Annotated in this window: 12 protein-coding genes and 1 tRNA gene; 3 read left to right on the top strand and 10 right to left on the bottom strand. The window is 73.6% G+C overall.

Translation table 11 applies throughout. The features are described 5' to 3' along the window. The first annotated feature begins 98 nt into the window (after window positions 1-98). Window positions 99-1,838 carry a glycoside hydrolase family 13 protein gene (locus tag ITJ44_RS08575; RefSeq protein ID WP_194634594.1) on the top strand — a complete coding sequence of 580 codons (1,740 nt, stop codon included), beginning with the start codon at window positions 99-101 and terminating at the stop codon, window positions 1,836-1,838. 95 nt (window positions 1,839-1,933) lie between these two features. On the opposite strand, the gene ITJ44_RS08570 is transcribed toward ITJ44_RS08575, so the two are convergent. The 5 genes from ITJ44_RS08570 to ITJ44_RS08550 form a co-directional block, all read right to left on the bottom strand. Next, window positions 1,934-3,169: a M23 family metallopeptidase gene (locus ITJ44_RS08570; RefSeq protein ID WP_194634592.1), complete on the bottom strand. Its 1,236-nt coding sequence runs from the start codon at window positions 3,167-3,169 to the stop codon at window positions 1,934-1,936. Between the two features lie 225 nt (window positions 3,170-3,394). After that, window positions 3,395-4,204, bottom strand: coding sequence for an inositol monophosphatase family protein (locus ITJ44_RS08565; protein ID WP_194634590.1), 810 nt, complete (start codon window positions 4,202-4,204; stop codon window positions 3,395-3,397). 63 nt (window positions 4,205-4,267) lie between these two features. Further along, the gene (locus ITJ44_RS08560) at window positions 4,268-5,014 is read right to left on the bottom strand and encodes a YoaK family protein (protein WP_194634588.1); all 747 of its coding nucleotides are present in this window, start codon (window positions 5,012-5,014) and stop codon (window positions 4,268-4,270) included. A gap of 62 nt (window positions 5,015-5,076) precedes the next feature. Then, window positions 5,077-6,063: an aldo/keto reductase gene (locus tag ITJ44_RS08555; protein WP_194634585.1), complete on the bottom strand. Its 987-nt coding sequence runs from the start codon at window positions 6,061-6,063 to the stop codon at window positions 5,077-5,079. Window positions 6,064-6,176: 113 nt separating this feature from the next. Further along, window positions 6,177-6,258, bottom strand: a tRNA-Tyr gene (locus ITJ44_RS08550). Window positions 6,259-6,388: 130 nt separating this feature from the next. On the opposite strand from ITJ44_RS08550, the gene ITJ44_RS08545 reads away from it, so the two are divergent. Together ITJ44_RS08545 and cls are read left to right on the top strand one after the other, a co-directional pair. Then, window positions 6,389-6,877 carry a YajQ family cyclic di-GMP-binding protein gene (locus ITJ44_RS08545; RefSeq protein WP_043583901.1) on the top strand — a complete coding sequence of 163 codons (489 nt, stop codon included), beginning with the start codon at window positions 6,389-6,391 and terminating at the stop codon, window positions 6,875-6,877. A gap of 87 nt (window positions 6,878-6,964) precedes the next feature. Next, window positions 6,965-8,434: a cardiolipin synthase gene (cls, locus tag ITJ44_RS08540; protein WP_194634584.1), complete on the top strand. Its 1,470-nt coding sequence runs from the start codon at window positions 6,965-6,967 to the stop codon at window positions 8,432-8,434. Between the two features lie 72 nt (window positions 8,435-8,506). Here cls and ITJ44_RS08535 read toward each other — a convergent pair whose 3' ends face one another. From ITJ44_RS08535 to ubiE, 5 genes are all read right to left on the bottom strand, one after another. Next, on the bottom strand, window positions 8,507-9,001 hold the full coding sequence (locus tag ITJ44_RS08535) for a MarR family winged helix-turn-helix transcriptional regulator (RefSeq protein WP_194634582.1): 495 nt from the start codon (window positions 8,999-9,001) through the stop codon (window positions 8,507-8,509). A gap of 124 nt (window positions 9,002-9,125) precedes the next feature. Then, window positions 9,126-9,824 carry a prepilin peptidase gene (locus ITJ44_RS08530; RefSeq protein ID WP_194634580.1) on the bottom strand — a complete coding sequence of 233 codons (699 nt, stop codon included), beginning with the start codon at window positions 9,822-9,824 and terminating at the stop codon, window positions 9,126-9,128. A gap of 123 nt (window positions 9,825-9,947) precedes the next feature. Beyond that, window positions 9,948-11,318 (bottom strand): FAD-dependent oxidoreductase, encoded by a 1,371-nt coding sequence (locus tag ITJ44_RS08525; RefSeq protein WP_194634578.1) that lies wholly within the window; start codon window positions 11,316-11,318, stop codon window positions 9,948-9,950. A 91-nt stretch (window positions 11,319-11,409) separates the two neighbouring features. Next, window positions 11,410-12,483, bottom strand: a complete 1,074-nt coding sequence (locus ITJ44_RS08520; RefSeq protein WP_194634576.1) for a polyprenyl synthetase family protein — start codon at window positions 12,481-12,483, stop codon at window positions 11,410-11,412. Window positions 12,484-12,517: 34 nt separating this feature from the next. Continuing rightward, window positions 12,518-13,252, bottom strand: a complete 735-nt coding sequence (gene ubiE, locus ITJ44_RS08515; protein ID WP_194635040.1) for a bifunctional demethylmenaquinone methyltransferase/2-methoxy-6-polyprenyl-1,4-benzoquinol methylase UbiE — start codon at window positions 13,250-13,252, stop codon at window positions 12,518-12,520. Between the last annotated feature and the right edge of the window lie 6 nt (window positions 13,253-13,258).

Genomic DNA, 13,258 nt, shown 5'->3' with positions numbered 1-13,258 from the left:
CGGCGACCGCCCCCAGGGTGAAGCCGTCCCGCGCCCCCGGGTATTCCACCTCTCCCCCGCGTCGGGAGCGCTCCCTGCCCGTCGCCTAGGCTCGATGCATGACTCCGCCTGCCCCCACAGCCCTGTCCACGGCTGCCCGGGACGACACCTCGACCCACCCCGACAGCACCCCGCAGCACGGCACCGGATCCGAGTGGTGGCGCACCGCCGTCATCTACCAGATCTACCCGCGCTCGTTCGCCGACTCCGACGGCGACGGCATCGGCGACCTGCCCGGCATCACCGAGCGGCTCCCCGCGCTCCGCGAGCTCGGGGTCGACGCCGTCTGGCTCTCCCCCTTCTTCCTGTCGCCGCAGAACGACGCGGGCTACGACGTCGCCGACTACTGCGCGGTCGACCCGCTGTTCGGCACCCTCGACGACTTCGACCGGATGCAGCACCGCGCGCACGAGCTCGGCCTCCGCGTGATCGTCGACATCGTCCCGAACCACACGTCCTCCGCGCACCGCTGGTTCCAGGCCGCGCTCGCCGCCCCCGCCGGGAGCGAGGAGCGCGCCCGCTACATGTTCCGCGACGGGAAGGGAGCCGACGGCGAGCTGCCCCCGAACAACTGGGAGTCGATCTTCGGCGGCCCGGCGTGGACCCGGCTCACCGAGCCCGACGGCACGCCCGGCCAGTGGTACCTGCACCTGTTCGACTCGTCGCAGCCCGACCTCGACTGGACGAACCCGTGGGTGCGCGAGCGCTTCCACGAGATCCTCCGCTTCTGGCTCGACCGCGGCGTCGACGGCTTCCGCGTGGACGTCGCGCACGGCATGGTCAAGGCGCCCGGCCTCCCCGACTACACGCCGCCCGAGGGCCAGGGCAGCATGGGCGGCGCCGGAGGCGTGGACGACCAGCCCGCTCCCCCGCCGCCGTACTTCGCGCAGGAGGGCGTGCACGAGATCTACCGCGAGTGGCGCGAGATCTTCGACTCCTACGACGGCGACCGCGCGATGGTGGCCGAGGCGTGGGTCGAGCCGCTCGCGAAGCTGGCCGACTGGGTGCGCCCCGACGAGATGCACCAGGCCTTCAACTTCAGCTACCTCGAGACGCCGTGGGACGCCGCCGCGCTGCGTCGCACGATCGACGCGTCGCTCGCGACCTTCTCCTCCGTCGGCGCGCCGAGCACGTGGGTGCTCTCGAACCACGACGTGGTGCGGCACGCCAGCCGGCTCGCGCTCTCGGGCGAGAACCCGCAGGGCGTGGGCATCGGGCCGGACTCGACCGTGACGGTGGACGAGGATCTCGGCCTCCGCCGGGCCCGCGCCGCCAGCGCGCTCATGCTGGCGCTCCCCGGCAGCGCGTACATCTACCAGGGCGAGGAGCTCGGGCTGCCGGAGGACACGCGGCTGCCCGACGAGGCGCGCCAGGATCCGACGTTCCACCGCACCGCGGGCGAGCGCTACGGCCGCGACGGCTGCCGCGTGCCGATCCCGTGGGAGGCCGGGACGCCGTCGTACGGCTTCAGCGACGGCGACGCCAGCTGGCTGCCGCAGCCCGACGACTGGGACCGGTTCGCGCGCGACGCCCAGCAGGCGGATCCCGCCTCCACCCTCTCCCTCTACACGGAGGCGCTGCTGCTGCGTCGCGAGCACGGGCTCGCGCTGGGCTCGCTCGAGTGGATCCCCGCGGAGGGCGAGGACGTGATCGCCTTCGCGAGCGCGGGCGTCACGGTCATCGCGAACCTCGGCGCCGCGTCCGTTCCGCTGCCCGAGGGCCGCGTGCTGCTCGCCAGCCGGCCGCTCGAGGGCGACGTCGTGCCGTCCGACACGACCGTGTGGCTGATCCGGGACTGATCGCGGCCGTCCCCGGACACGACGACGCCCCCTCGCCTTCGGGCGAGGGGGCGTCGTCGTGCGGGCGCCGCGGGCGCCGCGGGCGCCGGCGCCGGCTAGTTCGCGTGCTCCTGGAGCCAGGCGAAGGGATCCACCGCGGTGCCGTCGGCGACGCGGATCTCGAGGTGCAGGTGCGGGCCGGTAGATGCGCCCGTGTTGCCGACCTGCCCGATCTGCGTGCCGACCGTGACGGCGTCCCCGGCCTTGACGAGGAGGGAACCCGGCAGCATGTGGCCGTAGACGCTCGTGATGAGCTGCCCGTCGATGACGTGGTCGATCACGAGGTGCACGCCGAGGCCGCCGGAGTCGGTGGGCACGGCCTCGCGCACGACGCCGTCCGCGATCGCCTGGATGGGCGCCCCGAGGCCCGGCGCGAAGTCCACGCCCTGGTGGTTGCTGGAGCAGCCGCTCGAGCAGGGCGCGATGCGGTGGCCGAAGACGCCGCTGATGGGCACGCCCGCGGCGAAGGGCCACTGGATCCTGCCGTTGATGTCGTTCGTGAACGCGCCGGCGCCCTTCGACGTCTGCGCGAGCATGATCTGCTGCGGCGTCGTCGCCGTGAACGCGTCGTCGGTGCCGCCGACGACCGTCGCCTCGGGAGCCGCGGAGAGCGCGATGCTCTGGCTGGGGGCGGAGGTCGCCGGGTCGTCCGTGACGACGTTCGCCTGCGCCATGTCCTGGCCGGTGAGGAACGCCGAGGACGGCAGCGAGGTCGCGATGGTGACCGTCGCGACGAACGCCATGGTGAGGAGCGTGAGCCCGCGCGACGCGTTCGAGCGGCGGCGACCCGCGGCGGCCCCGGGCGCCGGGGCGGCGAGGGCCGGACGCGCAGGGGCGGGGATGCGGCGTCCGCGGACGCGGGCGTGCGGCGCGGGGGCCGGCACGCTCGCGCGCTTCGCGGGCACGAACGAGGAGCGGCGCGACTCGGGTGCGGCGGCGGATGCGGCGCGGAGGCGACGGGCGCGGGTCGCGAGCGGGACGGTCTCCGCGGCGGTCGCGGCGGCGGGGTCGGCCTCCGCGGGCAGGTGCGTGATGGGGGCCGCGGGGGCCTCGACGGGGATGTGGAGGACCCGGGGCGCGGAGGCGCTCGGCAGCTCAGAGGCGAGCTCCTCCGCGGGAGCGACCTGCTCGGGAGCGACCTGCTCGGCGGCGACCTGCTCGGTCCGCGCGTCCTCGAGGAGCGTGGATCCGCCCGACGCCATCTCGACGGCCTCCGCCGCCCGGCGCTCCGCCTCGCGGCGCTCGCGTCGCGTCGCGTACGCGGTCCCCGCGGTCTCGTCGGGGGTCAGCACGAGGGCCGCCGATCGGAGGGCTGGGGGGCACGCGAGGCGTGGAGGACGGACAGGATCGGAGGACTCCTAGTGCGAGGGACAGGTGCGGCGCGGTGCCGGCCGACGGAGGTCGGGCCGTGCGCGTGCGACCGGGGATCGCCCGGTCGTCGTGTAACGGATCGGTAAAGGCTAACCGGCGGAAGGGATTCGCGCCACCCGGGGGATGCGCGCGGGGGCGCCGAGGGGCTAGGCGCGCGGACGCTCCAGCCGCTCCTCGAGGGCGCGCGCGAGCTCCGGATCCGCCGCGATCAGGAGCTCCGCCGACGCGGGTCCGCCGCCGATCCCGGTCACGCGCGCACCCGCCTCGGCCGCGATGAGGGCGCCGGCCGCGTGGTCCCACGGCTTGAGCCCGCGCTCGAAGTAGGCGTCGGTGCGGCCCGCCGCCACGTTGCAGAGGTCGAGCGACGCGGCGCCGATGCGGCGGATGTCGCGCACCTCGCCGAGCAGGTCGGTGATCACCCGCCCCTGCCGCATGCGCGTCTCGGCGCCGTAGGAGAAGCCCGTGCCGACGAGGGCGAGGGAGAGCGGCACGCCGGCGTTGACGGCGAGCGGCCGGTCGTCCAGCGCGGATCCGCCGCCCGCCGTCGCCGTGAACACCTCGCCGAGGGTGGGATTCACGACGCAGCCGGCGCGGGCGGTCCAGGTGAGCGGATCCGGCTCGCCCTCGACCACCGCGATGCTCACGGCCCACGCGGGGATGCCGTAGAGGAAGTTGACGGTCCCGTCGATCGGGTCGACCACCCAGGTGAGGCCGGACGTGCCGGCGGTGCCCTCGGACTCCTCGCCGAGGAAGCCGTCGTCGGGGCGGACGTCCTGCAGAGCCCGCCGGATGAGGTCCTCGGTCTCGCGGTCCGTGTGCGTGACGATGTCCTCGGGGCTCGACTTGGACGCGGCGACCTCGACGCCCTCCCGGCGGCGGCGGAGCGCGAGCTCCCCGGCGCGGACGGCGACGTCGCGGGCGATGGTCAGGAGCGCGGTGTCACCGGGGGTCGTCATGCGACCAGCCTGGCAGAGCCGTCGGGCCCGCCGCGGCGCGACGGCTCGGGCCGGCGGGCCGGCTCAGGCCGGCGCGACGCCCGTGCGCTCGTCCACCACCGGGGTCTGCGCCGCGGCCTCGCGGAGGTGCCCCCGCTCGATCCGGCGCGCGTTCCAGAGCAGGGCGACGCCCAGCACCATCAGCCCGCCCGCGGCCAGCAGCGCCCACGCGCCGCCGACGTGCGTCGTGATGAGCGCGGCGACCAGCGCGCCGAGGCCCATGCAGACGATCGCGCCGATCCGCCGTGCCCATGCGGCGCCCGTGCCGCCCGCGACGCGGCTGTCGGAGGAGAGGTTCACCATCGTCATGGTCACGACCACGGTGGAGAGGTCGCGCAGGCCGATGCTCTTGACCGCGGCCGCCTGCGCGCCGAGCAGCAGCGCGAGGACGCCCGTGACGGCGATCATGACCCCCGTCTCGAGCGTGCCGACCGCGAGCCAGACCACCGCGAGCGCGAGGGTCAGCAGGGTGCCGGTGACGAGGATCCACACGGAGGAGCGCGGCAGGTGCACGTCGGTGGGCGCGCGCCGGGTGATGCGCGACGCGATCACCGCGCCGAGCATGAAGGCCACCAGCGCGACGAGGTTGTTGAGCACGGGGATGCCGGCGACGCCCACCAGGCCGAAGCCGATGAAGAGCACGTTGCCGGTCATGTTGCCGGTGAAGACGCGGTCGAGCGCGAGGTAGCTCACGCCGTCGATGGCGCCGGTCGCGGTGGTCATCACGAGCAGGGCGGCGATGTAGGAGCCCTCGGGCCAGGGACGGGACACGGGCGGATCTCCTCGGGATGCTCGGACGGCTCAGGCGGCGGTCGCCCCAGGATACGGGCGCCTCAGGCGCTCTCGTCGCGCATCGCGCGGGCGGCGGCGGACGCGAGGCGGGACACCTCGTCGTCGTCGAGCACGAGCTGCGCGGCCGGCATCAGCTGTCGGATCTGCCGGGCCGTGCGCGCGCCGACGAGCGCGCTCGCGACGCCGCGTCGACCGAGCACCCACGCGATGGCGACCTCGGCCACCGTGACGCCGCGCATCCGCGCGATCTCCTCGGCGGCGCGCACCGTCGCGTGCCCGCCGGCCGACATGTACTGCTCGGCGTCGAGCGCGCGGGCGGACGGCACGGCGGGCGCGCCGGGCAGGTACTTGCCGGTGAGGAACCCCTTGGCGAGCACGCTGTGCGCGACGAGGCCGAGGCCCTCCTGCCGGACGAGCGCCTGCAGCCGCCCCTCCGCGTGATCCCGGGCCAGCAGGCTGTACTCCTCCTGCACCACGCCCACGGGGACCGCGCCGGATCCGTGCGCGAGCGCGAGCGCCTGCTCGATGCGCTCCGGCCGGAACCCGGAGACGCCCACGAGCCGCGCCTTCCCCGCCTCGACGAGGTCGGACAGCGCGGCGACGGTCTCCTCGAGCGGCGTGCGGGTGTCGTCGAGGTGGGCGTGCACGATGTCGACGTGCTCGGTTCCGAGCCGGCGGAGCGAGGCGTCGACCCCGCGGCGGATGGAGTCCGCCGACGTGCCGGGGGCGTCGCGGCTCTTGCCGACCTTGGTGCCGACCACCACGTCGTCGCGGCAGCCGCGGGCGGCCAGCCAGCCGCCGATGATCTCCTCGGACTCGCCGCCCGCGTGTCCGGGCGCCCACTGCGAGTACGAGGAAGCGGTGTCGACGAAGGTGCCGCCCTCCTCGCGGTAGGCGTCGAGGATCGCGAACGCCTCCTCGCGGCCGGCGGTCCACCCGAAGCCGCTCGTGCCGAGGCCGAGGGTGGAGACGACGACGCCGGACGTGCCGAGGGCGCGCGTGCGTGGGCCGGGTGCGGCGGGGAACATCGGTGGTGGATCCAGGTCGTCGGGCGCGCGGGCCACTCTGCCGGCGCGGGCGGGCCCCGACGGATGCGGCGGGGCAGACGAACGGCCCCGCATGGCGGGGCCGCTCCGTTCGGTGGCGAGTGAGGGATTCGAACCCCCGAAGGCTGAGCCGTCTGATTTACAGTCAGATCCCTTTGGCCGCTAGGGTAACTCGCCATGCGCACCCGACCTGTGTGATCACGGACCGGAGACGCTCGTCGATGATAGCGGGCGCCGGGCCGCGAACCGAAATCGTCGGATCCCCTCGCCGCGGGCCCGCAGCCGCCCGTCCCTTAACATGGTCGGCATGGCAGATTCCTCGTTCGACGTCGTCAGCAAGGTCGACCGCATGGAGGCGGACAACGCCGTCCACCAGACCCAGAAGGAGGTGGAGCAGCGCTACGACTTCAAGAACGTGGGCGCCTCCATCGAGTGGAGCGGCGACACGATCCTCATGAAGGCCTCGAGCGAGGAGCGCGTGAAGGCGATCCTCGACGTGCTGCAGACGAAGATGATCAAGCGCGGCATCGGCCTCAAGAGCCTCGAGGAGGGCGAGCCCTTCGCCTCCGGCAAGGAGTACCGCATCGAGGTCACCCTCAAGCAGGGCATCGACCAGGCCAACGCGAAGAAGATCGGCAAGATCATCCGCGACGAGGGCCCCAAGAGCATCAAGAGCCGCGTCGAGGGCGACGAGCTCCGCGTCTCGAGCAAGAGCCGCGACGACCTGCAGCAGACCATCGCGCTGCTCAAGGGCGCGGACGTCGACCTCGACCTGCAGTTCGTCAACTTCCGCTGATCCGCGGGCGCCCGGCACCCCGGACGACCGTGTCCGCCGGGCGCCGGGCCCGTCGGCGGAGGGGCCCCGGCGGATAGACTCCGGCTGATGGACCCCTCGATGACCACCCTCATCCTCGCGGGGCTCGCGGTCGTCGTCGACTTCATCGTCCGCGTGGTGGCCCTGCTGGTCATCCCCCGGAACCGCCGGCCGTCCACCGCCATGGCGTGGCTCATGGCGATCTTCTTCCTGCCGTACATCGGCATCTTCCTGTTCCTGCTCATCGGCTCCACCCGGTTGCCGAAGCGGCGCCGGGAGAAGCAGCAGGAGATCAACCGGTTCATCATCGAGTCGACCGAGGGCATCGAGCGGGTCACGCGCGAGCACTCCTGGCCGTCGTGGCTCGACTCGGTCGTGGAGCTCAACCGCACGCTCGGGTCCATGCCGCTCGTGGGCGGCAACCGGGCGAAGCTCTACAGCCACTACGACTCGTCCATCGCCGCCATGACCGAGGAGGTCGAGAAGGCGACGCGGTACGTGCACGTCGAGTTCTACATCCTCGCGTGGGACGTCACGAGCGCGCCCTTCTTCGACGCCCTGGAGCGCGCGGTCCAGCGCGGGGTGACGGTGCGCGTGCTGCTCGACCACATCGCGTCGCTGCGGGCGCCCGGCTACCGGCGGACGACGCGCAAGCTCACGGCGATCGGCGCGGACTGGCACCTCATGCTCCCGGTGCAGCCGCTGCGCGGGCGCTACCAGCGGCCGGATCTCCGGAACCACCGCAAGGTGCTCGTGGTCGACGGCCGCGTGGGCTTCATGGGGTCCCAGAACATGGTGCACCGCAGCTACAACAAGGTCGTCAACCGCAAGCGCGGCCTCAAGTGGCAGGACCTCATGACCCGCCTCGAGGGCCCCATCGTGAGCGGCCTCAACGCGATCTTCATCACCGACTGGTACGCGGAGACCGACCAGCTGCTCGTGCGCGAGACCGAGCCCATCGAGATCGCGGCCTCGGACGACGACGAGGAGCTCGACTGCCAGGTCGTGCCGTCCGGCCCCGGGTTCCCCGGCGAGAACAACCTCCGGCTGTTCAACGCGCTGCTGTACTACGCGCAGGAGCGGATCGTCATCACGTCGCCGTACTTCGTGCCCGACGACTCGATGCGGTACGCGATCACCACGGCCGTGCAGCGCGGGCTCTCGGTGGAGCTGTTCGTGAGCGAGATCGGCGACCAGCCCGTGGTCTACCACGCGCAGCGCTCCTACTACGAGGAGCTCCTGAACGCGGGCGTGCGGATCTGGATGTACCGGGCCCCGTACATCCTGCACAGCAAGCACTTCACGATCGACGACGACGTGGCCGTCATCGGCTCGAGCAACATGGACATGCGCTCGTTCAGCCTCAACATGGAGGTCTCGCTGATGGTGCGCGGCCCGGGCTTCGTGCGCGAGATGCGGCGCATCGAGGACGGCTACCGGGAGCGCAGCCGCGAGCTCACCCTCGACGAGTGGAGCCGGCGCACGCGCTTCAGCACGGTGCTCGACAACCTCGCGCGCCTGACCTCGGGCGTGCAGTAGCCGCGAGGCCGAAGGGCGGGACGCCCGGTGGCGGGGCGCCCGGGAGCGGGGCGCCCGCGGATGGGACGCGGATCAGTCACGGTCGGCGGCGGGTGCGTCAGGGAGGTCGTCGTCCGGGACGAGCTCCTGCTCCTGGGCGGTCGCGCGGTCGAGGACGTCCTGCAGCAGGTCGCGGAGCGGCGAGTCGCCCGCGCCCTCCCCGGCGATGTCGCGGCGGACCTGGTCGCCCACGCGCCAGATGACGGGGAGCATGTCGCGCCCGGCGTCGGTGAGGCCGACCGAGAGGCGGCGCTCGTCCGTGGTGTCGCGGAAGCGCGTGACGTAGCCGAACACCTCCAGGCGCTTCAGCAGCGGGGAGAGCGTGCCCGGGGTGAGGTGCAGCTTCTCCGCGAGGTCGACGACCGCCTGCGGCTCCTCCTCGTCGAGGGCCAGCAGCACCAGGTACTGCGGATGCGTCAGGTTGAGCGGCTGCAGCAGCGGCCGGTAGAGCGAGACCACCGCGCGCGAGGCCGCGGCCAGGAGCACGCCGGTCTCGTCCTGCAGCAGTGTGAGCGATCTGTGTGCCATTTCTTTTCCTCTGGCTCGTCCGTACGTCGATGCCGGGGTCTTGGACACTTCCTCCACCGTACGCCTGCACGACCGCGGGGACGCTGCGCGCACAGGCAACCATCGGCCGGGGTCGTCCGCACGCTCACGCGAGCGTACTGGGAGCGGCGGCCACGAGGAGCGCGCCCAGCAGCAGCCACGGGCCGAAGGGGACCGCGGTCGCCGCCCGCGCCCGGCCGCCGACCAGGAGGGCGGTGGCCGCGACGCCGCCGAGGAGCGTGCCCGCGGCGAGGCCCAGCGCGACCTCCGCGGATCCGAGCTGCCCGAGCGCCAGCCCGATGACGCCGGCGAGCTTCACGTCGCCCGTGCCGATGCCGCCGCCGGTCGCGGCCTGGAGGAGCGCGAGGACGATGACCGCGCCCGCGCCGCAGGACGCCGCCTGGAGCAGGAGGCCGGATCCGCCGGTGGCCAGCGCGAGGGCCGCCGCCGCGACGGCGGCAGGAGCGGTCGCGCGGTCGGGCAGGCGGTGCGCCGCGAGGTCGGCGAGCACGAGCACCGGCCCGACGGCCCCGAGGAGGAGCGCCACGGGGATCCGCGCGGGCGGCGTCTCGGCCACGATCACGGCCGCGAGGGCGCCCGTGACCAGGGCGGCGACGACCGCGGCGGCGCGGCCGAGGCCGGGGAGCGGAGCCAGCGGCCGGGCGTCGAGGCCGTGGGGGCGGCGACCGCCGGCGAGGGCGGCCCGCGCGAGCGCCGGGGACGCGGCACCGAGCGCGGCTCCCGCGAGCCCGGCCGCGACGAGCCCGGCCGCGAGGACGAGGGCGGGCGGGGCGGCGGGGATCACGCGGCGACCCTAGGGGCTGCGGCCTGCGCGCCGGGCGGAGGCGGCGTCGGCTGGGGACGGACGGCGGACGGGCGCCCGCGGGAGGACCCCGGGCGCCCGTCGGCGTCGATCAGGTGGTGCGGATCAGACGGACTGCCGCCGCCGCGACGCCTCGAGCATCTCCTCGCGCTCGACCACCTTGATGCGCGCGCGACCGTGCGGCTGGCCCAGGGCGATCTCGTGCTCGTCCAGCGCGTGCCAGCCGGCGAGGTCCGTGTACTCGATGCCGCGCTCGGCGAGGAGGTCGACGATCGCCTGCTCCTCGGGCGCCTCGGGCGTCCACCAGTCGCCCTGGTCGTTGAGCACGTGCGAGACGGTCTCCATGGCGTCGGACTTGGTGTGCCCGATGAGGCCGACGGGCCCGCGCTTGATCCAGCCCGTGGCGTAGACGCCGGGGATCCTGGCGTTGTCCTCGCCGAGGACCTGGCCCTCGTGGTTCGGGATGACGCCGCGGCGCTCGTCGAACGGGATCCCGTCGACGGGCGAGCCGAAGTAGCCGACCGCGCGGTAGACCGCCTGGACGGGCACGTCGCGGTACTCGCCGGTGCCCTCCACGCCGCCGAGGCCGTCCGGGCGGGTGCGCTCGATGCGCAGGCCCGCGACGCGCGGCTCGGCGTCGTCGGACGCGAGCACCTCGGCGGGGCGCGAGTAGAAGTGCAGGTGCAGGCGACGCGACGCGGATCCGGTCTCGCGCGTGCGCCACTTCTCCAGCACGCGGCTGATGACCATGACCTGCTTGTTGGTCTTCGCGGCCTCCTCGGCGGCGGGATCCACGCCGAAGTCCTCGTCGTGGACGATGACGTCGACGTCCGGCACCTCGCCCAGCTCGCGCAGCTCGAGGGGCGTGAACTTCACCTGCGCGGGCCCGCGGCGGCCGAAGACGTGGACGTCGGTGACGGGCGAGTGCTTGAGGCCCGTGTAGACGTTGTCCGGGATCTCGGTGGGCAGCAGGTCGTCCGCGTGCTTCGCGAGCATGCGCGCCACGTCGAGCGCCACGTTGCCGTTGCCGATGACCGCGACCTCGCGCGCGTCGAGCGGCCAGTCGCGCGGGAAGTCCGGGTGGCCGTCGAACCAGTTGACGAAGTCGGCCGCGCCGTAGGAGCCCGGCAGGTCGATGCCGGGGATGTCGAGGTCGGCGTCGCGGATCGCGCCCGTGGAGAAGATGACCGCGTTGTAGTGCTTCTGCAGGTCCTCCAGCGTGATGTCGCGGCCGTAGTCGACGTTGCCGAAGATGCGGATGTCGCCGCGGTCGAGCACGTCGCGCAGCGCGCCGATGATGCCCTTGATGCGCGGGTGGTCGGGCGCGACGCCGTAGCGGACGAGGCCGTACGGCGCGGGGAGGCGCTCGAACAGGTCGATGGAGACGTCGAACTGCTTCTCGGCCTTCAGGATGATGTCGGCCGCGTAGATGCCCGCGGGCCCTGCGCCCACGATGGCCAGCCTGAGCTTGGTCACTGGTGTCTCCGGTTCGTCGTCGTCCCCGTGCCGGCCGTGCGGGGGCGTGGTGGTGCGGATCCCCGCGAGAGCCGGCGGGGACGAGCGTCGGCTAGCGCGTGCGCTCGACGATGGTGTCGGCGAAGCGCGTGAGCGCCTTCTTGACCGGGCCCTCGGGGAGGGGCGCGAGCGCGTCGACCGCCTCGGCGGCCCAGCGGTGGGCCTCGGCGATGGTGCGGGCCGTGACCTCGTGGTCGCGGAGCTCGGCGATGGCCGCCGTGAGGTCGGCCTCGGACTCCGGCGTCTCGTCGTGCTCCACGTCGCGCTGGATCCGCGCGAGCAGCGACGCCGCGGCGGCGTCCGTCTCCGCGAGCCGACGCAGGTACAGGAGGGGGAGGGTGGCGACGCCCGCACGGAGGTCGGTGCCGGCGAGCTTGCCGGTCTCCTCGGGCTGGTCGGCGAGGTCGAGCACGTCGTCGACGAGCTGGAAGGCCACGCCCGTGCGCTCGCCGAAGGCCAGCACGGCCGACTCGAGCTCGGGATCCGCGCCGGAGTAGATGACGCCCATCTGCGCGGCGCACGCGATGAGGGAGCCGGTCTTGTCGGCGAGGACGTCGAGGTAGTGCTCGATCGGGTCCTGGCTCTCGCGCGGGCCGATGGTCTCGTGCAGCTGGCCGAGCACGAGGCGCTCGAAGGTCGCGGCCTGGAGGCGGATGGCGCGCGGGCCGAGGTCGGCGACGATCCTGCTGGCGCGGGCGAAGAGGAGGTCGCCCGCGAGGATGGCGACGGAGTTGCCCCACACGGCCTGCGCGCTCGGGACGCCGCGGCGCATGTCCGCCTCGTCCATGACGTCGTCGTGGTACAGCGACGCGAGGTGCGTGATCTCGATGGCGACCGCCGCGTCCACGACCTGCTGGGTGTTGCCCTCGCCGAGCTGCGCGATGAGGAGGGCGAGCATCGGGCGCACGCGCTTGCCGCCCGCGTCGAGGAGGTAGCGCGTGGTGACGTCGGCCACGTCGTCGGCGAACCGGACCTCGCGCAGCAGCTGCTCCTCGACGAGCGCGAGCCCGTCGTCGATGCTGCGCGCCATCCGCCGGTCGTCGGAGGACGCGAAGAGGCGCTCGGTGAGGCTGGCGTGCGAGGCGACGGAGCTGCCGCGCCGGGCGAGCGGGATGCTCGGACTCATGTTCGGCGTCCTTGTCTGTGGGGTTCTCGCGCGGTCAGGACGCGGCGGGACGGGGAGCGGCGTGACGGCCGGCGGGCTTGACGCCGCGGTGCAGCGCCACGATCCCCGCGGTGAGGTTGCGGTGCTCGACCGAGGCGAATCCCGCCTCGCGCAGCCACGAGGCCAGCGTCTCCTGGTCGGGCCAGGCCTGGATCGACTCGTTGAGGTACTCGTACGCGCTGGCGTTCGAGCTCACGAGCTTCACGAGCGACGGCGCGACGGCCTTCATGTAGAGGTCGTAGCCACGGCGCACCAGCGGCACGGGCGGGGTGCTGAACTCGCAGATGACGATGCGGCCGCCGGGCTTGAGGACGCGGAGCAGCTCGTCGAGGCCCTTCCGCGGCTCGACCACGTTGCGCAGGCCGAAGGAGATGGTGACGGCGTCGAAGGAGTCGTCGTCGAAGGGGAGGTCGGTGGCGTCCGCGTGCACGAACTCGACCCGGCCGTTGCCGGCGAGGCGGCGGCGGCCGACCTCGAGCATGCCCTCCGAGAAGTCGGCGGCGACCACGTGCGCGCCGGACGCGGCGAGCGCGGCGCTCGAGGTGCCCGTGCCCGCGGCCAGGTCGAGGATCCGCTCCCCGGCGACGGGCGCGACGGCCCGCGTGGTGGCGACGCGCCACAGCTGGTCGTTCCCTACCGACAGGAGGGTGTTCGTGCGGTCGTAGGCGCTCGAGACCTCGTCGAACATGGCCGACACCTGGCCGGGCTTCTTGCTGAGGTCTGCTCGCATCACGCG

The sequence above is a fragment of the Clavibacter sp. VKM Ac-2873 genome (assembly GCF_015351075.1).
Lineage (GTDB): Bacteria > Actinomycetota > Actinomycetes > Actinomycetales > Microbacteriaceae > Clavibacter.
Note: the sequence above shows the minus strand (reverse complement) of the source record. Positions and strands in the feature narration are given on the sequence as shown.